Origin of the sequence: Halomonas sp. H33-56 (assembly GCF_040147035.1) — a bacterium.
Classification (GTDB): Bacteria; Pseudomonadota; Gammaproteobacteria; order Pseudomonadales; family Halomonadaceae; genus Halomonas; species Halomonas litopenaei.
Genome location: NZ_JAMSHP010000001.1, coordinates 971,288 through 996,831, shown reverse-complemented (window position 1 = coordinate 996,831; position 25,544 = coordinate 971,288). Strand labels below are relative to the sequence as shown.

Annotated in this window: 20 protein-coding genes; 3 read left to right on the top strand and 17 right to left on the bottom strand. The window is 64.4% G+C overall.

Annotated elements, in window-relative coordinates; translation table 11 throughout:
- Positions 1-180 precede the first annotated feature (180 nt).
- On the top strand, positions 181-1,626 hold the full coding sequence (locus NFH98_RS04535) for a catalase (RefSeq protein WP_108131411.1): 1,446 nt from the start codon (positions 181-183) through the stop codon (positions 1,624-1,626).
- Between the two features lie 225 nt (positions 1,627-1,851).
- On the opposite strand, the gene NFH98_RS04530 is transcribed toward NFH98_RS04535, so the two are convergent.
- The 8 genes from NFH98_RS04530 to NFH98_RS04495 all read right to left on the bottom strand — a co-directional run bounded on the left by NFH98_RS04530 (position 1,852) and on the right by NFH98_RS04495 (position 11,076).
- Positions 1,852-3,021 carry a hypothetical protein gene (locus tag NFH98_RS04530; protein WP_108131410.1) on the bottom strand — a complete coding sequence of 390 codons (1,170 nt, stop codon included), beginning with the start codon at positions 3,019-3,021 and terminating at the stop codon, positions 1,852-1,854.
- A 102-nt stretch (positions 3,022-3,123) separates the two neighbouring features.
- Entirely contained in the window at positions 3,124-4,275 is a 1,152-nt protein-coding gene (locus NFH98_RS04525) for a porin (protein ID WP_108131409.1), read from the bottom strand.
- Between the two features lie 518 nt (positions 4,276-4,793).
- Positions 4,794-6,329, bottom strand: coding sequence for a ProQ/FINO family protein (locus tag NFH98_RS04520; protein ID WP_349622281.1), 1,536 nt, complete (start codon positions 6,327-6,329; stop codon positions 4,794-4,796).
- A 206-nt stretch (positions 6,330-6,535) separates the two neighbouring features.
- On the bottom strand, positions 6,536-7,099 hold the full coding sequence (locus NFH98_RS04515; protein ID WP_222515572.1) for a dihydrofolate reductase: 564 nt from the start codon (positions 7,097-7,099) through the stop codon (positions 6,536-6,538).
- Positions 7,096-7,935 carry a thymidylate synthase gene (locus NFH98_RS04510; protein WP_045994149.1) on the bottom strand — a complete coding sequence of 280 codons (840 nt, stop codon included), beginning with the start codon at positions 7,933-7,935 and terminating at the stop codon, positions 7,096-7,098. Before NFH98_RS04510 ends, NFH98_RS04515 begins: the two co-directional genes overlap by 4 nt.
- Positions 7,936-8,157: 222 nt before the next feature.
- Positions 8,158-8,961, bottom strand: coding sequence for a prolipoprotein diacylglyceryl transferase (lgt, locus tag NFH98_RS04505; protein ID WP_348815479.1), 804 nt, complete (start codon positions 8,959-8,961; stop codon positions 8,158-8,160).
- Between the two features lie 121 nt (positions 8,962-9,082).
- Positions 9,083-9,871: a sulfite exporter TauE/SafE family protein gene (locus NFH98_RS04500; RefSeq protein ID WP_349622280.1), complete on the bottom strand. Its 789-nt coding sequence runs from the start codon at positions 9,869-9,871 to the stop codon at positions 9,083-9,085.
- The gene (locus tag NFH98_RS04495) at positions 9,871-11,076 is read right to left on the bottom strand and encodes a response regulator (protein ID WP_349622279.1); all 1,206 of its coding nucleotides are present in this window, start codon (positions 11,074-11,076) and stop codon (positions 9,871-9,873) included. The genes NFH98_RS04500 and NFH98_RS04495 overlap by 1 nt, the downstream gene beginning before the upstream one ends.
- Positions 11,077-11,197: 121 nt before the next feature.
- On the opposite strand from NFH98_RS04495, the gene NFH98_RS04490 reads away from it, so the two are divergent.
- Complete coding sequence (locus NFH98_RS04490; RefSeq protein ID WP_349622278.1) at positions 11,198-11,992, top strand: NRDE family protein; 795 nt, start codon at positions 11,198-11,200, stop codon at positions 11,990-11,992.
- A gap of 64 nt (positions 11,993-12,056) precedes the next feature.
- On the opposite strand, the gene ptsP is transcribed toward NFH98_RS04490, so the two are convergent.
- Together ptsP and NFH98_RS04480 are read right to left on the bottom strand one after the other, a co-directional pair.
- Positions 12,057-14,318 (bottom strand): phosphoenolpyruvate--protein phosphotransferase, encoded by a 2,262-nt coding sequence (ptsP, locus tag NFH98_RS04485; RefSeq protein WP_045994144.1) that lies wholly within the window; start codon positions 14,316-14,318, stop codon positions 12,057-12,059.
- Between the two features lie 122 nt (positions 14,319-14,440).
- Positions 14,441-14,932 carry an RNA pyrophosphohydrolase gene (locus NFH98_RS04480; RefSeq protein WP_045994143.1) on the bottom strand — a complete coding sequence of 164 codons (492 nt, stop codon included), beginning with the start codon at positions 14,930-14,932 and terminating at the stop codon, positions 14,441-14,443.
- A gap of 221 nt (positions 14,933-15,153) precedes the next feature.
- On the opposite strand from NFH98_RS04480, the gene NFH98_RS04475 reads away from it, so the two are divergent.
- Positions 15,154-15,810 carry a histidinol-phosphatase gene (locus NFH98_RS04475; protein WP_045994142.1) on the top strand — a complete coding sequence of 219 codons (657 nt, stop codon included), beginning with the start codon at positions 15,154-15,156 and terminating at the stop codon, positions 15,808-15,810.
- A 156-nt stretch (positions 15,811-15,966) separates the two neighbouring features.
- Here the strand turns inward: NFH98_RS04475 and NFH98_RS04470 are convergent, their stop codons facing one another.
- The 7 genes from NFH98_RS04470 to NFH98_RS04440 all read right to left on the bottom strand — a co-directional run bounded on the left by NFH98_RS04470 (position 15,967) and on the right by NFH98_RS04440 (position 25,222).
- The gene (locus NFH98_RS04470; RefSeq protein WP_045994141.1) at positions 15,967-16,941 is read right to left on the bottom strand and encodes a malate dehydrogenase; all 975 of its coding nucleotides are present in this window, start codon (positions 16,939-16,941) and stop codon (positions 15,967-15,969) included.
- 437 nt (positions 16,942-17,378) lie between these two features.
- Positions 17,379-17,861 (bottom strand): sigma D regulator, encoded by a 483-nt coding sequence (gene rsd, locus NFH98_RS04465; protein ID WP_045994140.1) that lies wholly within the window; start codon positions 17,859-17,861, stop codon positions 17,379-17,381.
- A gap of 152 nt (positions 17,862-18,013) precedes the next feature.
- A complete protein-coding gene (locus NFH98_RS04460; protein ID WP_045994139.1) occupies positions 18,014-18,538 on the bottom strand; it encodes a disulfide bond formation protein B in 525 nt (174 codons plus the stop codon).
- Positions 18,535-20,181 carry a glutamate--cysteine ligase gene (gshA, locus tag NFH98_RS04455; RefSeq protein WP_502878737.1) on the bottom strand — a complete coding sequence of 549 codons (1,647 nt, stop codon included), beginning with the start codon at positions 20,179-20,181 and terminating at the stop codon, positions 18,535-18,537. The genes NFH98_RS04460 and gshA overlap by 4 nt, the downstream gene beginning before the upstream one ends.
- A 161-nt stretch (positions 20,182-20,342) precedes the next feature.
- Positions 20,343-22,712, bottom strand: coding sequence for a Tex family protein (locus NFH98_RS04450; RefSeq protein WP_349622276.1), 2,370 nt, complete (start codon positions 22,710-22,712; stop codon positions 20,343-20,345).
- Positions 22,713-22,819: 107 nt separating this feature from the next.
- Positions 22,820-23,317, bottom strand: a complete 498-nt coding sequence (gene msrB / locus NFH98_RS04445) for a peptide-methionine (R)-S-oxide reductase MsrB (protein ID WP_045994136.1) — start codon at positions 23,315-23,317, stop codon at positions 22,820-22,822.
- A gap of 348 nt (positions 23,318-23,665) precedes the next feature.
- Complete coding sequence (locus NFH98_RS04440; protein ID WP_045994135.1) at positions 23,666-25,222, bottom strand: phosphoenolpyruvate carboxykinase; 1,557 nt, start codon at positions 25,220-25,222, stop codon at positions 23,666-23,668.
- Positions 25,223-25,544: the final 322 nt, after the last annotated feature.

Genomic DNA, 25,544 nt, shown 5'->3' with positions numbered 1-25,544 from the left:
TTTCCTTCAGGGTCGAACCGCCGGTGGCGGTGGTGCGAAATACGTTACATGCATCGTGAATAGCATAAATAGTAACGCTAAACATCCATTTCCTATAAACGAAATAGAAAGGTTCGATTGTTCTTCGTCGACAGCGGTCTATACCTTATATCGGACCAGACCAAGAGCAGGAGACGCCACATGACCCGCAAGACAATGACCACCAGCGCCGGTGCCCCCATCGGTGACAACCAGAACAGCCTGAGTGCGGGCCCCCGTGGACCTCTGCTGCTCGAGGACTACCAGCTTCTCGAGAAACTCGCTCACCAGAACCGCGAGCGCATCCCCGAGCGCACCGTCCACGCCAAGGGCTGGGGCGCCCACGGCACCCTGACCATCACCCAGGACATCACCCGCTACTCCAGGGCCAAGGTCTTCACCCCGGGTAGCCAGACGCCGATGCTGGCCCGCTTCTCCACCGTGGCCGGCGAACAGGGTGCGGCGGACGCCGAGCGTGACGTGCGCGGCTTCGCCCTGAAGTTCTACACCGAGGAAGGTAACTGGGATGTGGTCGGCAACAATACGCCGGTGTTCTTTATCCGTGATCCGTCCAAGTTCCCGGACTTCATCCATACCCAGAAGCGCCACCCGCGCACCAACATGCGCTCGGCCACCGCGGCCTGGGACTTCTGGTCGCTGTCGCCAGAGTCACTGCATCAGGTGACCATGCTGATGTCGGACCGTGGCCTGCCCACCGACGTTCGTCACATCAATGGCTACGGTTCCCACACCTACTCATTGATCAACGCCGACAACCAGCGCGTGTGGTGCAAGTTCCACTTCCGCACCGCCCAGGGTCACAAGCACTTTACCGATGCCGAGGCCGAACAGGTGGTGGGCAAGAGCCGCGAGACCACCCAGGAAGACCTCTACAACGCCCTGGAAAACGGCGACTACCCGCGCTGGAACTTCTTTATCCAGGTGATGACCGAGGAACAGGCCAGGCAGGCGCCGTTCAATCCCTTCGACCTGACCAAGGTGTGGCCCCATGGCGACTACCCGCTGATCGAGGTCGGCTACTTCGAGCTCAACCGCAACGCCGACAACTACTTTGCCGAGATCGAGCAGGCTGCCTTCTCACCGTCCAACAAGGTGCCGGGCATCGGCTTCTCGCCGGACAAGATGCTGCAGGCACGGGTGTTCTCTTACGCCGACGCCCACCGCTACCGCCTCGGCACCCACTACGAGGCGCTGCCGGTCAACCAGCCGAAGTGTCCGGTCCACCACTACCACAAGGACGGCCCGATGCGCTTCTTCGCCAACGGAGAGCAAAACGGCGACGCCTACTACGAGCCCAACTCCTTCGATGGACCGACCGAGGACCCGAGCGTAGTGGAACCGCCGCTGCCGCTGGAAGGCGACGCCTGGCGCTACGACCATCGCGAAGGCAACGACGATTATTCGCAGCCGCGCGCCCTGTTCGAATTGATGAGCCCGGAGCAGCGGGAGCGACTGTTCGGCAATATCGCCCGGCATATGCAGGGTGTCCCGGACTTTATCAAGGAGCGTCAGCTCGGCCACTTCGAGAAGTGCCACCCGGAGTATGCTGCCGGTGTCCGTGAGGCCATCGCAAGGGTCGGTGACTGACCCATCTTGCCACCAGGCGAGAAGTGCCACCCGCTGACCAATCCCGTCACAGCACGTCCCCATGCCCCCGCCTAAAGGCGGGGGTATTTTTTTGTGTCCACCGTGGTGGCATCGTTCGGCTTGTCGGGCGACCCCACCGGCCAGAGACCAACGTCTTGCACAAAAAACGGGCCCCGAAGGGCCCGTCCTGTTGTCACCACTCGCGACGATACGTCGCTCGCGATATCAGTTGTCGAGCACGACCTTGAGCTCGTAGTTGTTGGGGCCGTCCTGCGCGTTGCCGAACTTCTGACCGGTGACCCGAATGTGGTACATACCCGGATCCAGCTGGGTGGTCAGATCGACGTTGCCGTTGAAGCCCTGACCTTCACCCTCGGCGACGATACGCCCGGAGGCATCGGCCACCTCCATGGTCAGGCGATAGGTGTCTTCGTCGCCCGGCGGGAAGGTCGAGGTGGTGATACGCACGCTGCTCGGCTCGGCCACGTTGAAGCTCAGTACCTCACCACGAGCGCGAATCTTGACGTCGGTCTTGACGCTCTGCACCTGACGCTCATCCGGGTTATCGCTGCGCGCTGCACTACCGCTGACGCTGGCTGCCGCGCCAGCGCCGGCGGCTGCACCTGCTGTGGCACCGGCCGCCGAGGAGGAACCCGCCACCCCGGCCGTGGACGCCGTGGTGGCCGCCGAGGCACCTGCGCTTGAGGCCACTTCGCCTGCTGCCGCTGCGGAGGAGGCAGACGCAGAAGTCGCTGCTGCGCTGGAGGACTGGGCTGCGGCAGACTGAGTCGCGGCGGCCCCGGAGGCACCGGATTGACTACCCAGGGTAACCACGGCGTCACGACTGGTGACAAAGGCGCTCTGGCTCCCGTCACGATCCGAGCCCACGAACTGCAAGCCGGTGCCATCATCCACCTCGATACGATTACCACGATCATCGAGACCCACCACGGCGATGCTGTAGCCGTCGCCGGCGCGACCGCGTCGACCAAAGCGGGTGCCCTTGACCTGCAACTCGTACTTGCCGGGTGTCAGGCGACTCTCCAACTGGAGACCACCATCCTGGCCGTAGCCCTCGCCCCGAGCGATCACGTTGCCGGCATCGTCCATCAGCACCGCATCGATCTGGTAGCTGTCTTCATAGCCTGCGCTGACACGGCTCTCGAAACGATAGACCCCTTCTTCCTCTACCTCGAAGTCATGGGCATGGGGGGACCCGAACATGAAGCTCTGGCTGCGGGCGTCACTCTCCGGCTTGAAGAAGCCGGTCAGATCGAGCTGGCGGTTCTCCTCACGGAAGCGCTCGGTCATGGCACTGTCAGAAGCCTGTACGGTGGTACCTGCAAGGGCAACACCAAGCGCCAGCAGCGCCGCGGGTAGGGTGACGTCTTTCATGGATCCTCACATGCTTGCCGATTGAGAGCAGAAAAAAAGCCGATCCCGGAGGATCGGCTTTCGTTTATAGCGTTCCAACGCTAGGGGGTCAAACCTGTCGGATTAGAACAGGTAGGTCAGACCCACGGCGTAGCCGTCACCCTGGTCGTTGTCACGGTCACGCACGGCGCCTTCCACGTAGGTGTACATGGCGTCGGAGATGTTGTAGGTCACGCCGGCAACAAACTCGTTGTGGTTGTCGTCGTCGTTCTCGTCATCGTTGGCGCTGTCGAAGTCGCTGAAGCCGCTGCCACCGAAGTCGATGTACTGGTAGGAGCCGTAAACGTCACCCATACCGTCCAGGTAGCCGTAACGGGCACCGATGGCGTAGTAGTCAGCGTCTTTCAGCAGGTCGTTGTCGGACTCGAAGCGCTCGTACTTGACGGCAACGCGCAGGCTGTCCCACTGGTACTGCATGGTGACACCGTACTGGTCGCCCAGGTCGCTATCGATGTCCACCGTTTCTACACTGTTAGTGACGCTATCACCATCAACATCGGTAGCGATGTAGGTGAATGACTGATCTTCGATGTCGTAGATACCCAGATCGTCGTAGACACCGGCGATGGAGAAGCCGCCGTAGGTGTACTTCAGACCACCGAAGATAGAGGCCTCACCGGAATCGGTCAGGTTCTCGGACTCGCCGTCACCCTTGTACTGGGTACCCAGAGCGAACTGGAAGCCGCCCCAGACCGGAGAGGTATAGGTGATCTTGTCGCCTTCGGGATCACCGACGATAACGTCAGCGTCGCCAGCTTCGTCACCCGGAGCACCCTTGAAGGTGTTGGAGTCGGAAACGTCGAAGTATTCGTTGTTGGAGATCGGATCCTGGATCCAGTCGTCCAGCAGGGAATCGTAGGAACCAACGCGAGCGTCACCGAAGTTGCCCTTCAGGCCGATGTAGGCGGTGTCGCCTGCATCACGACCGGCGACCTTCATTTCGTCGGCCTTGAAGTCGTCGATTTCGATCTTGGCGTAGCCGATCAGACCGTTGTAGATGACGTGCTCGGCGGCGAAGCCGAAGGTAGAACCGTTGTCGGCGATCTCGTCACGAGTTTCGCCATCGTCATCCTTGACTCCGGCGTAGACCAGCTGGACGTTGCCGTAGATGTCGAGTTTGGTGCCGTCCTGGTTGTAGACGGTGGCGGCCTGGGCACTGACGGCGGTAAAGGCGGCAGCACCGGCGATGGCAGTCGCTAACAGTGTCTTTTTCATTGCTGAGTTCCTTTTGACTAGCTTGCTGTTTCGATCGTTGCTGCGCTTGGCAGCCTTGGCTTGCCGGTCGTTGCCGGCTCGTTTTTCTGGCCTTGTGGTTCCTGGCAGGGAACCGAGGCAGCGAGCCTGACAGCGGCGAAGCCTTGTTATAGTCCAATGCTCGCAAGGGCAACCATATACCGGGATTCTCAGGAGCGCAACAAGAAAAAAACACTGTTTTCGTTCCCGCCGCCCCTCGATTCGACACCGATCCCTGCGAAGGCGCCGCCAGCGCTGGAACCGGAAAAACGACTTAACGAACATTGTTCGCTAACCTCGTACCGATTCTGCATAGAATGCTGCGCCGGGCATAGCGACTACATCATGCCCCGCTGATGTGACGCTTTCAAGTCAGCTGGGTTGAACACTGTCGACAGTCGTCAACGGCGGCGGCCGTCCATAAGGACCGCACAATTGAGGACCGCACATCAGGACCAGGCATAAAGCGCCCAGACAACGACCACACCCAAGGAGCGCGGTCAGTGACTACCATTGTGGCGGGCCATCAGGGCGTCGAGTTTGCGCTGTAGCCGCGACTCCTCGCTGTCGTGGCCATGAGACTGGTGCCTGGACTCGTTCTGCGGCTGGTGGAGATGCGAGGCGCGCCCCTGGGACATCGCCGGGCGGCTGCTCTGTTCACTCTCGGCTTCCCGATGGGGCTGCGGGTCGGCCTTTGATGCCCCCTGGGGTTGTTTGCCCTTGCCTGCGCCAGCGCGCCGCCGGCCCTGGCCGCTGCGCCGCTGCGACACCTTGCCGCGCCCTTGCTGCTCCGCCTGCAGGCGGTCCAGCTTGCGCTTGGCGTGTTCGGCGGCCTGGGCATCGACCTCCCCGACCAGCGCGCCCTGGAGGTCGATACGCTCGGCGCCTTCCCTGACCGACTTGAGATACCGCGGCAGGTTGACGTAGCAGGCCAGGGCCCGCCGCACCAGCTTCTCGGGCCAGGGCTCGCTGGCCGCCAGGTCCTCGTGGATGCCCACCTTCAAGGGACGGGTGTGGCCCTTGAAGAAGGTCTTGTCATAGCGCTGGTACCACTCACCCAACAGCGCCTGGGGAGACGGCGCCTTGTCGATGGCCAGATCCCCCTGGCGGCCAGCCTCGTCGGAGCCTGTCGCTTCGGATGTATCACCCTGGAGGTCAGCGTTCCCGGAAGGCGCCCCTTGGCTTTGTTGGCTTGACTGCGACCGAGAGCCGTCGGATGACACCGTCGCGTCAGTGGACGGGGCCGGGGACGCTTCGCTGGCCGTTACAGCCGAAGCGACCTCGCCGGCCGGCTCGCCATCTCGCTCAGCATCCTGGTCAGAGGCTTGCTCAGGGGCTTGGTCAGAGGCTTGGTCAGAGGCTTGGTCAGGGGTTTGCTCACCGCTGTGCTCGGCAGAGGTCTTGTCGGCTTGCTCGGCTTGCTCAACGGCTGTGGAAGCCGCTGTCTGGTCAGACGCCTGGTCGGCTGCTTGTTCAGTCGTCCGATCGTCTGTCTCGTCGGCTGACTGATCACCACTGGCATGACGCGGGCGATGCTGCATCAGGGCGGCCAGGCCCTGGGCGCGTCGCTTGGGACGAACAAAGGCGGGGGACTGAGGCTCGGCCTCGGGATGTTCGACGCGCTCACGCAGCCTGGCGTTGTGGGCCTCGAGTTCACGATTCTGTTCGTCGAGTTCGCGATTTTCCTCGGTCAGTTCGCTGTTTTCTTCAAACAGCGCCTGGCGCTCGGCGCGCAGTGCCTCAAGCTCCGTCTCGAGCTGTCCGCTGCGTTCGACGGCGCTGCCAAGCTGCGACTCAAGCTCGCGCTGACGCTCTCGGGCGGCGGTCAATTCGGCGTTCAGCTCAGCGCTCAACCGCTCTCGCTCCGACGCCAGCCGTTCGCACTCCTCGACCAAGCGCCGGCGCTCGTCGGCCATACGCTGGTGCTCGCTGGACAGCTGCCGCTCGCGCCGACGCCCCTCACGCAGTCCGTCCAATAGCGTCGCCGTGCGTTGCTCGAGCGCCTCCAACGGGTGTTCTGCGTGTGTCTCGATCACGTCGACTCCTCCAGGCTCAGCAAAATGCCGCGTTGCAGGGGTGACTCCGGTCACGCCCCGCTGTTATCAGGGTTGTCGCCACAGTCTGTGCCAGGGCTTGCGATGTCGCAATTGTCGCCGCTCGGCGACGCTCATCGTGTCACCTGCAAGACGCCAATTTCGTCCCGTGGCGACTACCGCAAATCCGCAACCAGGCATTAGGCGCTTCAGCTCTCGGCTGAACGCTCGTAGCGAACGAAGCGGTAGGCGGGCTGGCCTTCGCTCGGCGAGCCGGCTTCGCTGGCGACTTCCTGCCAGTCGCCTTCAAGCGCCGGGAAGTGGGCGTCACCTTCGATATCGACATCCACCTCGGTGAGATAGAGCCGCGATGCGATCGGCATGGCCTGGGCGTAGATCTGAGCCCCGCCCATGACCATGATCTCTTCGGCGGCCTCGATGGTGGCCTGACGGTCGGCCAGTTCGATCGCGCTGGCCAGGTCGTGACAGACCCTGACGCCATCGTGATGAAAGGAGGTGTCACGGGTGACCACGATATTCAGCCGGTTAGGCAGCGGACGGCCGATGGACTCGAAGGTCTTGCGTCCCATCACCAGGGGCTTGGCCTGGGTCATGCGCTTGAAGAACTTGAGGTCCTCCGGCAGGTACCAGGGCAGCTGGTTGTCGACCCCGATGACCCGGTTACGCGACATGGCGGCGATCATCGCCACCGGCACGAAGGTGTCGAGCCTCGCCAGATCCTGGCCTTCGCTCGCATTGTCGGCGCTGCTCATACCGCTACCTCGGCCTTGATATGGGGATGGGGTTCATAGTCGTGGATGCTGATGTGCTCGAAACGGAAGTCGAACAGGTTATCCACCGACGGCTCCAGCTCCAGGCGAGGCGCCCGGGTGGGCGTTCGACTCAGCTGCAACTCGGCCTGTTCGAGATGGTTCAGATAAAGGTGGGCATCCCCCAGGGTGTGAACGAAATCACCGGGGGCAAGACCCGCCACCTGGGCGATCATCCGAGTGAGCAGCGCGTAGCTTGCGATATTGAAGGGAACGCCAAGGAAGATGTCGGCACTGCGCTGATAGAGCTGGCAGGACAGCTTGCCGTCGGCCACGTAAAACTGGAACAGGCAATGACAGGGAGGCAGTGCCATCTCGTCCACCAGCGCCGGGTTCCAGGCGGACACGATCAGCCGCCGTGAGCGCGGGTTGGTGGCAAGCTGGTCGAGCAGTGTCTCGATCTGATCGACGCTGCCACCGCGAGGATCCGGCCAGCTACGCCACTGATAGCCATAGACAGGGCCGAGGTCGCCGTTCTCGTCGGCCCACTCGTCCCAGATACGCACGCCGTTTTCCTTGAGGTAGGCGATATTGGTATCGCCCTTCAGAAACCACAGAAGCTCATGGATGATCGACCGCAGATGCAGCTTCTTGGTGGTCACCAACGGAAAGCCGCGGGACAGATCGAAGCGCATCTGATGACCAAAGATCGAGCGTGTGCCCACGCCGGTGCGGTCGTCACGCTCGATACCTTCGTCCAGCACCTTGCGCATCAAATCCAGATACGGCTGCTCCAGGGCGGGAAGGTCGGTGGCTTCGGCAGCGCTATCAACAGGCATCGGGATTCACTCGCTTGGTCGTGACGGATTCGGGACGGTTTCTCGAAACCAGAAAAACCGGCAATTGTACTGCTCGGCATGCTTCGATACCAGACGCGGCCAGCTTGGCGCGGCCAGCTTGGCGCGGCCACCGGGGCCCGGTCTGCGTGACGCAGCCTCTTGGGCGTGTCCAACCGGGCGCGGTCAAGGCGGCCGCATCATGCATCGGCGGCTCGTCAGCGCCTAGCCGGCCGCAGGCGCGGTACTGGCATCCACCGGCTGGCGGCGAGACCAGGCCACCAACAGCACGCCGAACAGGATCATCGGCAGGCTAAGCAGCATGCCCATGGTGACCCAGCCCAGGGCAATGAAGCCAAGCTGCGGGTCCGGCTGACGCACGAACTCCACGGCGAAACGGCTCAAGCCGTAGATCAACAGGAACAGACCAGAGACCAGGCCGCGACGTCGCGGTGTGCTCGACACCCACCACAGCACCACGAACAGTACCAGGCCTTCGAGCAGCGCCTCGTACAGCGAGGAAGGATGACGCGGTTCGGGGCCGTAGCCAGGGAACGGCATGCCCCAGGGAAGGTCAGTGACGCGGCCCGGCAGTTCGTGATTGATGAAGTTGCCGATACGCCCGGCCCCCAGGCCGATCGGCACCAGCGGCGCGACGAAGTCGGTCAGGGTGAAGAACGCCAGGTTCTTGCGCCGGGCGAACAGCAAGGCCGCCAGCAACACCCCGAGCAGGCCGCCATGGAAGCTCATGCCGCCGTCCCACACCTTGACGATCCACAGCGGGTCCGCGAGCCACTGATCCAGCCCGTAGAACAGCGCGTAGCCAAGGCGTCCGCCGAGCACCACGCCGAGGGCGGCGTAGAACAGCAGGTCGCCCACGTCGTCCCGGGTCAGGCCGATGCGGTGGGCGCGTCGACAGCCCAACCACCAGGCAGCGACAAAGCCCACCACGTACATCAGTCCATACCAGTGGACCTGGAGCGGACCCAGCGAGATGGCAACGGGATCGATCTGGGGATAAGACAGCATAGTCGGTAGATTTCCTGAAAGTGACCGAGGTGACCAGAGAGTAACGTAGCGCTATACAAGCGGATGACCGCCAGAAAAACGCTACAGCGGCAATAGGACAGCAAGCGGCGGCGACGGTTCGCTACAGCAGGAAGCCGAGCCCCACCACCGTCAGCAACAGCGCGAAGGACAGCTTGAGCACCCGAGCGGGTAACCGATGCGCCAGTCGCACACCAAGCCGAGCACAGGGAACGCTGGTCAGGGCAATCCCCAAAAGCGCCGGCAGCATGACAAAACCGAAGGCGCCATCGGGCAGACGCGGATCACCAAGGCCCATGGCGATGAAGGTCACGGCGCCGACCAGGGCGATGGGCAGTCCGCAGGCCGCCGAGGTACCGACCGCCTGGGTCATGCTGGCACCGCAGCGAATCAGCCAGGGAACGCTCAGTGTCCCCCCACCGATACCGAACAGGGCAGAGACACCACCGATGACACCGCCGGCGACGACCATGCTGCCACGCCCGGGTGCCTGGCGCCCCGCCTTGGGCGAGCGCCCCAGCACCAGCTTGGCGGCGACCAGCAGCAGAAAGACGCCGAACAGCGTGCCGAGCAGGCCGCCAGACAGGGCGCCGGCAACGAACACCCCAAGCACGGCGCCCATCACCAGCCCCGGCAGCAGCGCTACCAACCAGTCGCGCCGAATGCTGCCCCGGCGAAAGTGGCCCCAGGCGGACGAGGCGCCGGTGATCACGATGGTCGCAAGCGAGGTCCCCACCGCCACGTGCATGGCCACCTCGCCGGACACCTGTTGCAGCGCGAATACCGTCATCAGGCTGGGCACGATGATCAGCCCGCCACCCACGCCGTAGAGACCGGCCAGGAAGCCCGCCGCGGTACCGAGCGCCAGATAGGAGACCAGGGACGCCAGCATCAGACCGACCTCGTCGGCAGCGGCAACCAGTGATCGAGCAGTTCGAGCAGCGCCTGGGGACGATAGGGCTTGGCCAGCCAGGCGTCCATGCCGGCCTGCTGAAAGCGCGCCTGGTCCTGATCGCTGGCATTGGCGGTCAGGGCGATCACCACCGCACGCCGGCGGCCAGAGTCCGCCGCTTCCATCGCGCGTAGACGACGGCAGGTCTCGACGCCGTCGATATCCGGCAGCACGATATCCATCAGCACCAGATCGACGGCAACCGCCGCCAGCCGTTCCAGCGCTTCCTCTCCGCGGGTCGCGGTCACCACCTCGACGCCTCGGCGCTCGAGAACCTCCCGCGCCAGCATCAGGTTGACCGGACCGTCGTCGACGATCAGCACCCTGGGTGTCGCTTCGTCGGCCGATGACTCGGAAGGCTCTGCCACAGGCGCCGTGTCGGTGCCGTCCTCGAGGTTGTCGAGCAACAACCGTATATCGCTCAGTCGGCGTAACGCCTCGGGCTCGGCGCCGTCGCCGGCCCGGTTGATCAGCTGATCGAGCTCGGCGATCAAGGGCGCCAGTGCCTTGCCGACGTGGCTCAGGTAGCTCGACTTCAGACGCGACTCTTCTCTGGCGCGGGACAGCGCCGCGGCCAGGCGCCGGCTTTCGTGCTCCCAGTCGCTGGGCTCGCCCAGCGAATCCGGCGTGTTCTCTGCTCGGCTATCTACTTGGCTATCTACTCCGATATCTGCTCTGACTTCCCCCTGGCTTTCGAGCCAAACCGCATCACCGCTCTCGACGTCAGGCGGACTGCCACGTCGTCTTTGGCCTGCCTTCGGTCGAGCGTCGATGGCCTCGAGCAGCCACCTGACTCGCTCCATCAGCGAGTCTTCCGGCGAGGGGGCTTCGTGCTGCCCATCGAGTTGTGGCGACAACTGGCTCTCGACCCGTTCGAGCAGGCTGTCGAAGTCACGCTGAGCGCGGGATAGGCGATGCTTGAGCAGCACCAGGAAGACGAGGATGTTGAGCGTGGTGCCCACCAGCAGACCCATGACGATCCACAGGGTGGTGCTCCAGCCGGCGGCGGCGGGCATCAGCCAGTGCAGCGAGGCGCCCAGCACCAGACACAGCGCCAGCAGCACCCCCTGGGCGGCTACCACCGGCCACAGGATGGGAATCACCAGCCTGCGCCAAAAGCGATCCCTGCTATCGTCGCCTTCCATCTTCCATCCTGTTGAATGAAGAAGCCAAGAGTGTACGTTGCCGGCCGCAGCCTGTCATGGTGGCACAGTTGCAGGCTCTCCCCGGATTCCCCTGGGCAGAAAATCCGGCTACGCTGCGCCCATGTGCCTGATTGCCTTTCACTTCGCCCCGGACAGTGCGCGGCCGATCACCTTGATCGCCAACCGCGACGAGGTCCACTCGCGCCCCACCGCGCCCCTGGCCGCCTGGCTGGACGCCCCGGGACTGCTCGCCGGTCGCGACCTCGAGGCCGGCGGGACCTGGCTCGGCATCCATCGTCGCGGCCGCTTCGCCGCCATCACCAATGTTCGCGACCCGGAACTGATACCACCGCAACCGAGCGAAAGCCGCGGCCTGCTGGTGCGCCGTGGCCTCGAAACCGATGACCTCGAGGCCTGGCTCGAATGCCAGAGTGCGGGCGAGGCATTGCGCTACGGTGGCTTCAATCTGCTGATCGGCGACGGCAAGCGGCTTTGGCACCTCGAGCGGCATCGCCACGGCTGCGCACTGCAGGCGGTCGAGGCCGGAGTGCACGGCCTGTCCAACGCCTCTCTGGATACCCCCTGGCCCAAGCTGGTCCAGGTGCGCAACGCCCTGGCCGAAGACATCGCCGAGGCCAGACACGCCTCCCTGGCAAACGCCCGCCAGGGCTTCCTCGACCGCCACCCGGCGCCGGACGCTAGCCTGCCGGACACCGGCGTGGGGCTGGAGCTCGAACGCTTCCTGTCACCGGCCTTTATCGTCGGCGACGACTACGGCACCCGTGCCACCAGCGAGTTGACGCTGCACCGCGACGTGAACGGCGAGCGTTTCGACATCTCGGAACGGCGCTTTGGCCCGGGCGGGCGGCCTCAGGGCGAGACCCGGCTGGCGCTGACCATCGACCGAGACGGCTGAAGCGTCGCTGGCCACGCTGCGAGATGCCAAGGCGCGCGGCCATCCTTGACGGCCGCTGCCTCGCTCAATCCCTGGGCGGCAGCAGATGGGCCAGCTGCCAGGCCTGCATGCGGTTCGCCAGGTGGGCGCGCACCTCGGCTGGCGTATCCAGCGCAAGGGTCTGCTCCACCAGCTCGGCTGCCGCCTCCCGCGATACCCGGCGAATGGCCGCCCGCACACGCGGCAGGTTGGGGCCATTCATCGACAGCACCCGGAAGCCCATGCCCATCAGCAGCAGCGCACCTGCCGGGTCGCCGGCGAGTTCGCCACACACCGAGGTCGGCACGTTCAGCTCGCTGCTCTCGGCGGCCAGGCGATGCAGCGCCGACAGCACCGCAGGGTGACAGGAATCGTAGAGGTCGGCGACCCGCGGGTTGTTGCGATCCACCGCCAGCAGGTACTGGGTCAGGTCGTTGCTGCCCACGGAGAAAAAGTCGACCCGCGCCGCCAGTGCCTTGAGCTGGTAGAGCGTCGCCGGCACCTCGAGCATCACCCCGAGGCGCGGCCGGCGCACTTCCACCCCCTCTTCGCCCAGCTCGATGATCGCCCGCTCGATCAGCTTCAGGGTGTCATCGACTTCATCGACATTGGTCACCATGGGCAGCAGCAGCTCGAGGTTGTCGAGCCCCTGGGAGGCCCGGAGCATGGCGCGCAGCTGTACCATCAGCACTTCGGGGTGATCCAGGGTGACGCGAATACCGCGCCAGCCGAGAAAGGGGTTGGCCTCTTCGATGGGGAAGTACGGCAGGTCCTTGTCGCCACCGATATCCAGGGTCCGCATCACCACCGGAAGCGGTGCAAAGCTCTCGAGCTGCTCCCTGTACAGCCGGGTCTGCTCCTGCTCGCCGGGGAAACGTTCGGTGATCATGAACGGCACTTCGGTGCGATACAGCCCTACCCCGCCGATACGCGTCTTGAGCGATGCGACCGTATCGACGGTCAGTCCGGTATTGACCATCAGCGTCATGGCGTGACCGTCCGGGGTCACGCTGGGCAGGTCCTGCTCGTGTTCGAGCAGCGCCGCCAGGGCCTTCTCCTCGTCGATCTGGCTCTGGTAATGGGCCACCAGCTCCGGGCCAGGACGCACGAACACGCGCCCTCGGTGACCATCCAGCACCAGCGGGGCGCCGTCGAGTCGCGGCAATGGCAGGTCGATCATCCCCGACACCAGCGGAATCCCCATGGCACGGGCGATGATGGCCACATGGGAGTTGCTCGACCCTCGTACCGAGATCAGTCCGCCAAGTCGGTCCCGGGGCACCTCGCCAAGCAGCGCGACGCTGATCTCGTCACCGATCAGGATGGCCCCCTGGGGGTAGTGTTCGGGCAACCGCGGCGACTCTTCCTGCAGATGGGCCAGCACTCGACGACCAAGATCGCGCACGTCGGCGGCACGCTCTCTCAGGTAATCGTCGTCCACCCTCTCCAGATACTGCACATGGCGGCGCACCACGTCGGCCAGGGCGCCGGGCGCCCACTGGCCCTCGCGGATGCGCTTTTCGACTTCCTGGGACAGCGCCGCCTCGCCGAGCATCTGCTGATAGACGTCGAACAGCGCCAGCTCCTGGGCCGAGATACGATTGGCCAGCCGCTCGCCGGCGGCACGAATCTCCTCGCGCACCCGAGCGATGGCGTCCTTGAGCCGTGCGATCTCGAACTCGACGTCGGTGGGCACCAGATCCGGCACGCTATCGAGATCGGCCGGCGGTGACAGCACCACCGCCTCGCCGATGGCCATGCCGGGTGAGGCGGCGACCCCGATGAAGGTCGCCTGGACGCCGGGAAAGGCCGGGCAGGTCAACCCACCTGTAGCCAGCGCATGGGCCAGCACGCCGGCAAGCTGGGCGCCCATGGTGACCAGGAAGGCCTCGTCGGATTCATCGTAACGACGACGCTCTGCCTGTTGCACCACCAGTACACCGAGCATGCGGCGCTGATGGATGATGGGCACACCGAGAAAGCTCGAGTAGCGCTCTTCACCGGTGGCCTCGAAGTAACGGAAACTGGGGTGAGCCTGGGCGTCCTCCAGGTTGAGCGGTTCCTCGCGGCGGGCCACGGTGCCGACCAGCCCCTCCCCTACCGGCAGCGCCACCTGGCCCACCGCCTGGGTTCTCAGGCCAATGGTCTCCATCAGCACCAGCGCATCGCGTTCGCCGTCAAACAGGTAGAACGAACAGACATCGGTCTGCATCGCCTTGCGTGTCCGGCGCACCAGGGTCGCCAGCGCCGCGTCCAGGCTGCGCGCGCTGTTGACCTCCTGAATGATTCGTTGCAGGACCTTGAGCATGGAAAGGTCTCACCCCTGTTCTTGTACTGGTCCGGCCATGGGGCGACCGAACGATAAGTGGGAGGCAGCAACGCCACCGGCCTCTCGCCGACGTGGCTGATGTGCTGCCGCGGGCGCTGGATTCATCCCTTCTCCAGCGCCAGGCTCTGGGCGCGAGGCAATAGCTCACGTAGTGCTCGGCGGTAGACCTCCCTCTTGAACGGTACCACCTGCCCCAGCGGATACCAGTAACTGACCCAACGCCAGCCATCGAACTCGGGCTTGGGGGTGCCATCCACACAGATGCGGCTTTCCTGGCAGCGGATCCGCAGCAGGAACCACTTCTGTTTCTGTCCTATGCACACTGGGCGCGAATGTGTGCGAACCATGCGTCGCGGCAGGCGGTAGCGTAGCCACCCCCTGGTGCAGGCCAGTACCTCCACATCCTCGGCGGTCAGGCCGATTTCTTCGTGGAGCTCTCTGAACAAAGCCTGCTGGGGCGTCTCATCTGACTTGATGCCTCCCTGGGGAAATTGCCACGCGTTCTGCCCTACCCGACGCGCCCATAGCAGCTGCCCCTGGTCGTTGACGATGATGATGCCAACGTTGGGGCGAAAGCCGTCTGCGTCGATCACGGGCTTCACCTTTCCAATCGGTATTGACTGCATTCTTCCACAATGGCTCGAAGCGCATCAATACGACATCTCGAACCCCTGCCGAGGTTCTGACATAATCGCCCCCTTTGTGGCCTTCCCGGGCCAGGGGCCCATGGGCATGACATACGCCTGTTGCTGGCCACTCCGACACAGATCGCCGGGCCGGGAGGTCGCCTCACCCAAGCGCCGGGAGACACACCTTGAGTCTGGCCATCTTCGATTTGGACAATACCCTGCTGTCGATCGACAGCGACCATGCCTGGGGCGAATTCCTGCTCGAGCAGGGCGCCGTGGACGCGGTGGCCTATCGCGAGGCCAATGACCGTTTCAAGGCCGACTACGACGCCGGTCGTCTCGACATGATGGCCTTCCTGGAGGTGGCCCTGAAGCCACTGGCGGACAATTCCATGGAACAGCTCGCCGCCTGGCATCAGCAGTTCATGGCCAGCAAGATCGAGCCCGCCATCCTGCCCCAGGCCGAGGAACTGATCGCCCGCCACCGCGCGCGGGGCGACACCCTTCTGATCATCACCGCCACCAATCGCTTCATCACTGGCCCCATCGCCGAACGCCTGGGCATCGATGACCTGATCGCCGTGGAACCGGAGCTCGTCGATGGCCGCTACACCGGCCGGGTCAGCGGCGTGCCGAGCTTTCAGCAGGGCAAGGTGACCCGCCTGGAACAGTGGCTTTCTGAGCGCGACGACACCCTCGACGGCGCCTGGTTCTACAGCGACTCCCACAACGACCTGCCGCTGCTCGAGCAGGTCGATCATCCGGTCGCGGTGGACCCGGACCCGGCCCTGCGCGAAGTCGCCGAGGCCAAGGGCTGGAAGATCATCTCCCTGCGCGGTTGAGCCAAGCGCGGTTGAGACAAGCCCCTCGAACGACGCCGACGCCATCCACAAAAGAACCCCGCCACAATGTGGCGGGGTTCTTCGTTGGCACGATGACCACTGGTCGACGTGCCGGCGATGCTGTGCAAGGCCCTGTCGGGCCTTGCGAGACCGATATCAGCCCAGCAGGTGCTCGACCGCAGCGCGCTCTTCGCGCAGCTCGTCTTCGGTCGCCTTCATCTTGGTGCGGCTGAACTCGTCGACCTCGAGGCCCTGGACGATCTCGTACTTGCCGTCCTTGCACACCACCGGGTAGGAATACATGATGCCCGGCTCGACGCCGTAGCTGCCGTCGGCGGGAATGCCCATGCTGACGATGCCGTCGCTGCCCAGCGCCCAATCACGCATGTGATCGATGGCGGCGGATGCGGCGGAGGCAGCGGAGGATGCACCACGCGCCTTGATGATGGCGGCGCCACGCTGCTGCACGGTCGGGATGAAGTCGTTTTCGTACCAGTCGCGCTCGACCAGGTCGAAGGCCGGCTTGCCGTCCACCTTGCAGTGGGACAGATCCGGGTACTGGGTCGCGCTGTGGTTACCCCAGACGATCATGCTGTCGACGTCGGTGACGTGCTTGCCGGCCTTCTGCGCCAGCTGGGTCTTGGCCCGGTTGTGGTCCAGACGCATCATCGCGGTGAACTGACCGGCGTCGAGGTCCGGCGCGTTGCAGGAGGCGATCAGGGCGTTGGTGTTGGCCGGGTTGCCCACCACCAGCACGCGAATGTCACGGCTGGCGTTGTCGTTGATGGCCTTGCCCTGGGCGGAGAAGATGGCGGCGTTGGCCTCGAGCAGGTCCTTGCGCTCCATGCCCGGACCGCGCGGACGGGCACCCACCAGCAGGGCGAAGTCGGCGTCCTTGAAGGCCACGTTGGCATCGTCGGTGGCGACGATGTCCTGAACCAGCGGGAAGGCGCAGTCGTTGAGCTCCATCACCACGCCATTCAGCGCTTCCATGGCCGGAGTGATCTCGAGCAGCTGCAGGATGACCGGCTGGTCCGGGCCCAGCATGTCGCCTGCGGCGATACGGAAGGCGAGAGAGTAGCTGATCTGACCGGCGGCACCGGTGATGGCAATACGTACGGGGTCTTTCATCATGGCTCCTTGGGATTGTCGCCGTGAAGGGGCCCGGGCGGCATCATGCAGACGTCGGCCGACACCTTGGCTGCCTCGGGCGGCGTTCAGGACGCGGAAAATCTTATGCTTGCAGTGCACAAAACTCAATTGGCCCGACGCAATTGACCTGGCCTGGCACCGCCGACCTGGGCTGTCGCCAGACACGACCGCCTGGACGACCTGACGTGGCGGCCCCTCAACAGCCAGATCCGGAAGTGTCGGCTCCTCGAGTATCGGGAGCGGGCGAAATCGGCGGCCTGGTGCGAACAACGCCACCAAAGCCTTCGGTGTTATCGGAGGCGATCAAGGCGCTGCGCTGGCCTTGCGCGCTCACTCACCCTCTCACTAACCCTCTCACTCACTGTCCGCCCTCACGGTCCGCCCTCACTACCCTCCTTCACCGCCGGCACCCCCTGTCAGGAGATGCCTTCGGCGGGGGCGTGCTCGTCGTGGAGCCGTGCAATCAGCTGATCTTCCAGGCCGAAGCGCTCCGACAGGCCCTTCTTCAGACGCTCGAGCCAGGCCGGCAAACGCGGCAGAAAGCGTTGGCAGCGCACCGGAGTAGAGTAGTCCTCGTCAAAGGACAGCACCAGTTCGGTGGACATCTCGAGGCGTTCCAGCAGACGATCGGCGATATTCAGTGCCGACGTGTCATCGAAGGCACGCGCCTCTTCCCTCAGTTGCGGATAGACCTCGAAATGGCCGGCGCTGATGTAGTCCATCAGCGTCTCGCTGAAGGTGTCGATGCGTTCCTTGGTGATGGTTTCCAGATCCGCATCGCATGACTGTTCGAGCTCATTCAAGACAACGAGCAGACCCTCGCGCTGCTCGAGCCAGCGGTCGATCAGTCGATGGACGCCTCCCCAGCGTTCGCGAGCGGTCTTGCAATCTTCCAACATGGCGGCCTCCCTAGCACTGCCTCACCCCGAATCCAGGCGGATGAACAGACTCCCTCGTGCCGCCGCCCCTGTCAACGAATGCATGCCAAGTACCTGATTGGCCGTCATCACCGACAGCAAAACGGCGCAGAGCACGCCTCTACCGCCAAGCTTCAGCCGTTCCAGCGATAGCCGCTGGTCGTGGCCCGCAGCGTTGTGAGCATGCCCACCGGCACCGCCAGCAGTACCACAAAGCCGATCAACGTCCAGCCTGGCAGCGACAGCCCGAGCAGGGTAGCGCCGACCTCGGCGCACTCGCCGGAGCCGGACAACACCGAGGCGATGACCTTCTGCAGCGGCAGCACATCGATCATGTAGTCAAGACCGGGGCCACAGCTCGGCACCTGATCCGCCGGCAGCGACTGCAGCCACAGATGACGCCCGGCGACAGCGATCCCGGAGAACACCGCCAGGGCCGCCAGACCGCTGTAGGCCACTGTGGCGAATGCACCACGGGGTCCATGCAGCGCAGCCACGGCAAACACCAGCCCCGCCGCGATCACCGCCACCCGCTGAAACACACAAAGCGGACAGGGCTCGAGCCCGACCAGGTGTTCAAGCCCCAGGGCCACGGCCATCATTGCCACGCAAAAGCCCAGTCCCGCCAGGCTCCACTGCCGCAGGCTCCACTCGCTCATTTCAGGCTCTCTCCGCTATGGGTCGGTTGATCCGTGGGTGCCAACGCCCGGGTCTCCCGGGCTCGGCTGAAATAGTCGCTCAGGAATTGAGCAAAATCGCTGGTGTCGGATGCCTCGATCTCCCGCTGCTGCTGATGAGAGGTCTCGACCAGGTCTTCCAGCATGGACGCACGACACCGATTGAGCGGCTCGTCAGCCAGCGCTGCGGCCTGCTCACGGGCGATGGCGACCATGGCCTCGACAAACTCCTCACCGTTGTCCTCGAGGCGCGCCAGCACGCGAGCAGAAGGCGTCAGCGACGGATCATCGATGCGCGGCGCGATCGCGTCCACCGCCTGCTGGTGGGGACTGCCATCCTCGAGCTGGTCGAGCAGCGAGGCGACCTCGCGCATCTCGGCGACGATGGCACGACTCCAGTCGACCAGACCGCGGCGGTTGCCTCGGTCATTGAGCTCGAGCCCGGGCTCGCGACCGCGCTCCACCACCAGGCGCCGATTGTCGTCCAGGTGGTCACACTCCTCGTCGGAGATCCAGGGACTGTCGGACAGCAGACACCACACCAGGAAGGTGTCGAGAAAGCGGGTCTGGGCGGCATCGATCCCCAGGGTAGCGAAGGGATCGATATCCAGACAGCGGACCTCGATGTACTCGACACCGCGGGCCTCGAGGGCCTGGCTCGGTGTCTCGTCGTGACGGGTGACCCGCTTGGGACGGATATCGCTGTAGTACTCGTTCTCGATCTGCAGGATGTTGGCGTTGAGCTGACGCCAGCTATCGCCATCACGCACACCCAACGCCTCGTAGTCCGGCCAGCCGGTGGCGATGGCATGGCGCAGGGTGTTGACGTAATTCGACAACGAATTGAAGCAGATCTTGAGCTGATCCTGCACCTTGTTCTGGTAGCCCAGATCGGACATCCGCAAGCTGGTCGCATAGCGAGATACCAGGGTGCGCTCGCCGAGGCGTTCCAGACCCTCAGGAATCTCGCCGTCATCCAGAAAGCTGTCGTCGATGGCGGGCGATGCTCCGAACAGATACAGCAGCAGCCAGCTATGGCGCCGGAAGTTGCGGATCAGCCCGAAGTAGCGCGACGAGCGGTACTCGCCCATGGACACCTGCTCCTGCTCGTCCAGGGTCTGCAGCAGCGTCCACAGGTCGTCGGGCAGCGACACGTTGTAGTGGATGCCGGCGATCGACTGCATGATCCGCCCGTAGCGAGCGTCCAGGCCGCGACGATAGACATGCTTCATGGTGCCGACATTGGAGCTCCCGTAGTCGGCGATGGGCACGCTGTCGTTGCCATTGAGCCGGGAAGGCATGCTGGCCGGCCAGATCCACTCTCCGTCCAGATGGCGATAGGTGTAGCGGTGGAGATCGGCCAGAAATTCCAGCGCCTCGTCGGGACGGCTGTAGACCGGCGTGATGTACTCCAGCAGCGCCTCGGAGTAGTCCGTGGTGATATGGGGGTGGGTCAGTTTGGAGCCCAGCGCCCGGGGATGGAAGGTCGCCGCGATCACGCCGCGGTCGTCGACCCGAAGCCCCTCCTTTTCAATGCCGCGGCGCAGGCGGCCGAAGCGTCGTGCGGCCGCCGGGCCGCGCAGGCGTTCGAGGAGCGAAGAAAGCTGAGTGGACAAGGTGAACACCCCGTGTCGTGGAAGGGCCCGGGGGCCTGCTTCGAATGGCGGCGACGGCAACGGGCGCTCAGGCGCCCGTTGTTTCAGTCGACAGATACGGTCGACAGCGAAGGTCGACAGTCGAGATCGCTGGATAAGGTCGACAGATTATGGCGTTCCATTGGCAGGTTTCAAGAACGACCCTGCTTCGCCTTGAGCAGAGCGGCACCCAGAGCGCCCATGGGAGCTGCCTCGTCGCGCCCTCCCTTGCCTGCCTGACCGCGACCCTGCTGGCTCCGAGGGCCCTTGCCCTTGCCACCGCCTTCGCGACGTCTGGGGGCCTGGCGAGCGTCACCTCCGTCGGCGCTGTCGGGAGTATCGTCCATGCGCATGGACAGCCCGATACGCGAGCGCTGCAGATCCACGTTCATCACCTTGACCTTGACGATGTCGCCCGCCTTGACCACGGTGCGTGGATCCTCGACGAAGCGGTCCGACAGCGCTGAAATGTGCACAAGACCGTCCTGATGCACACCGATATCGACGAAGGCACCGAAGTGGGTGACGTTGGTCACGGTACCTTCCAGCGCCATGCCCGGCTCGAGGTCCTTGAGCGTCTCGACGCCCTCGCGGAACTGCGCTGCACGGAACTCGGGACGAGGGTCGCGGCCAGGCTTGTCGAGCTCGGCGATGATATCGCTGACGGTGGGCACCCCGAAGCGCTCGTCGGCAAACTCGCTGGGCTTGAGCGCCTTCAGCGTGGCGCTGTCGCCGATCAGCCCGGACAGCTCGCGCCCGCTGCGCTCGGCGATGCGCTCGACCAGTAGATAGGCCTCCGGGTGCACGGCGCTGGCATCCAGCGGATTGGCGCCGTTCATGATGCGCAGGAAGCCGGCGCACTGCTCGAACGTCTTGGGCCCCAGCCGGGACACCTCGAGCAGATCACGGCGATCACGGAAGGCGCCCTTGGCGTTGCGCTGGGTGACGATGTTCTCGGCCAGCCCCGGATTGAGCCCCGCCACCCGCGACAGCAGCGCCGAGGAGGCGGTATTGAGGTCGACCCCCACCGCGTTGACGCAGTCCTCGATGACCACCTCGAGGCTGCGTGACAGCTGGACCTGGGAGACGTCGTGCTGGTACTGGCCGACGCCGATGGACTTGGGTTCGATCTTGACCAGCTCGGCCAGGGGGTCCTGCAGGCGGCGCGCGATCGACACCGCGCCACGAATGGTCACGTCGAGATCAGGCAGCTCACGGGAGGCATATTCTGAGGCAGAGTACACCGAAGCCCCCGCCTCCGAGACCATGACCTTCGACAACCGGGGATCCTTCATCGCCTTGAGCAGATCCCCGGCCAGCCGATCGGTCTCCCGGCTGGCGGTGCCGTTGCCCACGGCGATCAGCTCGACGCCGTGTTTCTTGACCAGTTTCGCCAGTTCGGCAAGCGACGCATCCCACTGATTGCGCGGGGCGTGGGGAAAGATGGTGGCCTGCTCGAGGAACTGCCCGGTGGCATCGACCACCGCCACCTTGCAGCCGGTGCGCAGGCCGGGATCGATGGCCAGCGTGGCCTTGGGGCCGGCCGGCGCCGCCAACAGCAGATCCTTGAGGTTGGCGGCGAAGACGTCGATGGCCTCGCCTTCTGCCCGCTCACGCAGACGCCCCATCAGCTCGGTCTCGAGATGGGTGTAGAGCTTGACCCGCCAGGTCCAGCGCACCACCTCGGCCAGCCAGCGGTCGGCCTTGCGCCCCTCGTCGCGAATCTCGAAGTGACGCGCGATGGCGACCTGAGCTGGGTGAACCGGCGCCTCGTCTTCGCCAGGCAGGCGCAACGCCAGCGCCAGCACACCCTCGTTGCGGCCACGGAACATCGCCAGGGCGCGGTGAGAAGGCACCTTGGCAAGCCGTTCATCGTGTTCGAAGTAGTCGGAGAACTTGGCGCCCTCCTGCTCCTTGCCGGCGATCACGCGGCTGGACAGCTCGCCCTCGCTCCACAGCCTCTCGCGCAGGCGTCCGACCAGCTCGGGGTCCTCGGCGAAGCGCTCCATCAGGATCTGCTTGGCGCCATCGAGCGCCGCCTTGGCGTCTTCGATCGCCGGCGTCTCGCCTTCGGCAGGCCGCAGGTAGCCCGCGGCTTCGGTCTCGGGGTCGAGGGTTGGATCGGCCAGCAGCGCGTCGGCCAGCGGCTCGAGACCCGCTTCCCGGGCGATCTGTGCCTTGGTCCGGCGCTTCTTGCGATAGGGCAGGTAGAGGTCTTCCAGGCGCTGCTTGGTATCGGCAGCCTGGATGCTGGCGGCCAGCGAATCGCTGAGCTTGCCCTGCTCGTCGATGGCCGCAAGCACTGTGGTGCGGCGCTCTTCCAGTTCACGCAGATAGCCCAGGCGCTCTTCCAGGTTGCGCAGCTGGGTATCGTCGAGTCCTCCGGTCACTTCCTTGCGATAGCGCGCAATGAACGGCACCGTCGCGCCGCCATCCAGCAGCTCGACGGTCGCGGAGATCTGAGGGGCCTTGACCGCCAGTTCTTCGGCCAGGCGGGCAATGATCTTGGCTGTAGCGTCCATGAAATCCTTGGCAATACGACGTCTGTGATCCGGCCAAGGTATCACAAAGCGCCCTTTTGCGCCGCCGCCACCCGCTGCCCGGCGTCATCCCCCGGGCAGCTTTTCGTTCAGGCCGGAACGAACTTGAGCGCGACCCCGTTGTTGCACCAGCGCAGACCGGTGGGATCGGGCCCATCCTCGAACACGTGCCCCTGATGACCACCACAGCGAGCGCAGTGGTACTCGGTACGCGGCCACAGGATCTTGTAGTCCACACTGGTCAGCAGGTGGCCCTCCACGTGCTCGTAGAAGCTCGGCCAGCCGGTGCCGGAGTCGTACTTCATGGCGCTGGTGAATAACAACAGATCACAACCGGCACAGCGAAATTCGCCTTCACGCTTCTCGCCGTCGAGCGGACTGGAGCCTGCCGGCTCGGTCCCTGCCTCGCGCAGCACATCGTACTGGGCCGGGCTCAGGCGCTCACGCCACTCGCTCTCGCTCAATTCCAGCGGCTCGATATCGGGACTTGGCGAAAGCTCCAGCTCCGGGCGGGCATTGGCCACCGCCGGCACCATGCTGGCGAGGCCGCCGAGCCCGAGCAGCGCGAGGAAATTGCGTCGTTTCATTGTAGAGTCTCCTGCGTCAAGGATTGTGCTGGGTCGGTCTGCCCCTCCCCTTCCTTACACTCAATCGTCGCTGTCCGTCCGGACCTTCGCCAACTATCGACGGCAAGGCGCTGGAACAAGCGCAAAAAAAGAGGAGAAGGCCATCGCCTTCTCCTCTTCTCGACCCCTGCCTCGCGGCAAGGTTCAGTCGTTTACTGCCTTGGCAACCCGCAGGTTAAACCAGGCCCGGAGCCGCCTAGACCAGACTCGGGCCTGCCTTGACGATGGCGTCGCTGACGCCGTCGAACTTCTTGGCCGTATGTCAGCCCTACAAACTTGGCCCTCGGCCTGTATCAGGCCCGGAGCCGCCTAGACCAGGCTCGGGCCCGCCTTGACGATGGCGTCGCTGACGCCGTCGAACTTCTTGAAGTTCTCTACAAACTTGCCTGCCAGTTCGCTGCGCTTGCGATCGTAGGCCGCCTGGTCTTCCCAGGTCTGACGCGGGTCCAGCAGGCTGGAGTCGACGCCGGGCACGGACACCGGCACCGACAGGTTCAGGCCGTCGATGTGGCGGGTTTCCACGTCACGCAGCACGCCGGTCTGGATCGCGTGGATGATGGCGCGGGTGGTCGGGATGGAGAAGCGTGAGCCGCCCTCGCCGTAAGCACCGCCGGTCCAGCCGGTGTTGACCAGGTAGACCTGGGCGTCCTTCTCGGCCACGCGCTTGATCAGCAGATCCGCGTACTCGCGGGCCGGGCGCGGGAAGAACGGCGCACCGAAGCAGGTGGAGAAGGTCGCTTCCAGACCGCTGGAAGAGCCCATCTCGGTGGAGCCCACCTTGGCGGTGTAGCCGGACAGGAAGTGATAGGCGGCGGCCTCCTTGGACAGCACCGACACCGGCGGCAGCACGCCACTCATGTCACAGGTCAGAAAGACGATGGCGTTGGGCTCGCCGGCGCGGTTCTCGGCCACACGCTTGTCGACGTGCTCGAGCGGATAGGCGGCGCGGGAATTCTGGGTCAGGCTGTCGTCGGCGTAGTTCGGCTCACGACGATCGTTGAGCACCACGTTCTCGAGCACGGTACCGAACTTGATGGCATTCCAGATGACCGGCTCGTTCTTTTCCGACAGGTCGATGCACTTGGCGTAGCAGCCACCCTCGAAGTTGAACACGGTACCGACGCCCCAGCCGTGCTCGTCGTCGCCGATCAGGTAGCGACCCGGGTCCGCTGACAGGGTGGTCTTGCCAGTGCCGGACAGGCCGAAGAACAGGGTGGTCTCGCCGTCTTCGCCGACGTTGGCGCTGCAGTGCATGGGCAGCACGTCGGCCTCGGGCAGCAGGAAGTTCTGCACCGAGAACATGGCCTTCTTCATCTCGCCGGCGTAACGCATGCCGGCGATCAGCACCCGGCGCTTGGCGAAGTTGATGATCACGCAGCCATCGGAGTTGGTGCCGTCACGGCTCGGCTCACACACGAAGTGCGGGGCATTCTGGATTTCCCACTCGTCCTTGCGTGACGCATTGTAGGCCTCGGGACGCACGAACATGGTGCGGCCAAAGAGGTTGTGCCAGGCGGTCTCGGTGGTCACACGAACCGGCAGGTAGTGGGTCGGATCGCTGCCCACGTGAAGCTCGCTGACATAGCTGTCCTTCTCGCCCAGGTAGCCTTCCACTCGCTCCCACAGTGCATCGAAACGCTCGGCGTCGAAGGGACGGTTGACGCTGCCCCAGTCGATCTGGGCACTGGTGGACGGTTCGTCGACGATGAACCGGTCCTTGGGGGAGCGCCCGGTACGTTCACCCGTCTTGACCACGAGGGCGCCGTGGGAGGCCAGTCGGCCCTCGCCCTGGGCCACCGCACGCTCGATGAGCTCGGCAGTGCTGAGGTTGACGTGAACGGTAGAAGACTGCGTGGTGGTGGTCATAGGATTCCTGGGCCTTCGGCTTCTCTCTCGTGGACTGGCGCCATCCGACAGGGCGAACGGCGCAAGGGATCCGGCGAGTCGACTACGCGGTTCGACCGTCTTCTTCGACTGACGACGCGTCCGGGATCGGCGGGGATTATGGCAAAAAACCCCGAGACAGGAAATGCCCATTTTTCAAGACGTTATTGTAGTTTAATTACAACATTTCGGCCTTTTTGGTGCATTTCCTGTCATTCCACTACAAACCTGCAACCGCCACCGCAGTCCCGATAACCTCGAGCCTGCCATTCATGCCAGCGAAACGGCTCGGGCCTGGACGCTG

What these genes read in the sequence shown, in the direction of transcription:
- NFH98_RS04535 (WP_108131411.1), top strand. Translation starts at nt 181, where the DNA reads ATGACCCGCAAGACAATGACCACCAGCGCCGGTGCCCCCATCGGTGAC.
- NFH98_RS04530 (WP_108131410.1), bottom strand. Translation starts at nt 3,021, where the DNA reads ATGAAAGACGTCACCCTACCCGCGGCGCTGCTGGCGCTTGGTGTTGCC.
- NFH98_RS04525 (WP_108131409.1), bottom strand. Translation starts at nt 4,275, where the DNA reads ATGAAAAAGACACTGTTAGCGACTGCCATCGCCGGTGCTGCCGCCTTT.
- NFH98_RS04515 (WP_222515572.1), bottom strand. Translation starts at nt 7,099, where the DNA reads ATGAGCAGCGCCGACAATGCGAGCGAAGGCCAGGATCTGGCGAGGCTC.
- NFH98_RS04510 (WP_045994149.1), bottom strand. Translation starts at nt 7,935, where the DNA reads ATGCCTGTTGATAGCGCTGCCGAAGCCACCGACCTTCCCGCCCTGGAG.
- lgt (WP_348815479.1), bottom strand. Translation starts at nt 8,961, where the DNA reads ATGCTGTCTTATCCCCAGATCGATCCCGTTGCCATCTCGCTGGGTCCG.
- NFH98_RS04500 (WP_349622280.1), bottom strand. Translation starts at nt 9,871, where the DNA reads ATGCTGGCGTCCCTGGTCTCCTATCTGGCGCTCGGTACCGCGGCGGGC.
- NFH98_RS04495 (WP_349622279.1), bottom strand. Translation starts at nt 11,076, where the DNA reads ATGGAAGGCGACGATAGCAGGGATCGCTTTTGGCGCAGGCTGGTGATT.
- NFH98_RS04490 (WP_349622278.1), top strand. Translation starts at nt 11,198, where the DNA reads ATGTGCCTGATTGCCTTTCACTTCGCCCCGGACAGTGCGCGGCCGATC.
- ptsP (WP_045994144.1), bottom strand. Translation starts at nt 14,318, where the DNA reads ATGCTCAAGGTCCTGCAACGAATCATTCAGGAGGTCAACAGCGCGCGC.
- NFH98_RS04470 (WP_045994141.1), bottom strand. Translation starts at nt 16,941, where the DNA reads ATGAAAGACCCCGTACGTATTGCCATCACCGGTGCCGCCGGTCAGATC.
- rsd (WP_045994140.1), bottom strand. Translation starts at nt 17,861, where the DNA reads ATGTTGGAAGATTGCAAGACCGCTCGCGAACGCTGGGGAGGCGTCCAT.
- NFH98_RS04460 (WP_045994139.1), bottom strand. Translation starts at nt 18,538, where the DNA reads ATGAGCGAGTGGAGCCTGCGGCAGTGGAGCCTGGCGGGACTGGGCTTT.
- NFH98_RS04450 (WP_349622276.1), bottom strand. Translation starts at nt 22,712, where the DNA reads ATGGACGCTACAGCCAAGATCATTGCCCGCCTGGCCGAAGAACTGGCG.
- msrB (WP_045994136.1), bottom strand. Translation starts at nt 23,317, where the DNA reads ATGAAACGACGCAATTTCCTCGCGCTGCTCGGGCTCGGCGGCCTCGCC.
- NFH98_RS04440 (WP_045994135.1), bottom strand. Translation starts at nt 25,222, where the DNA reads ATGACCACCACCACGCAGTCTTCTACCGTTCACGTCAACCTCAGCACT.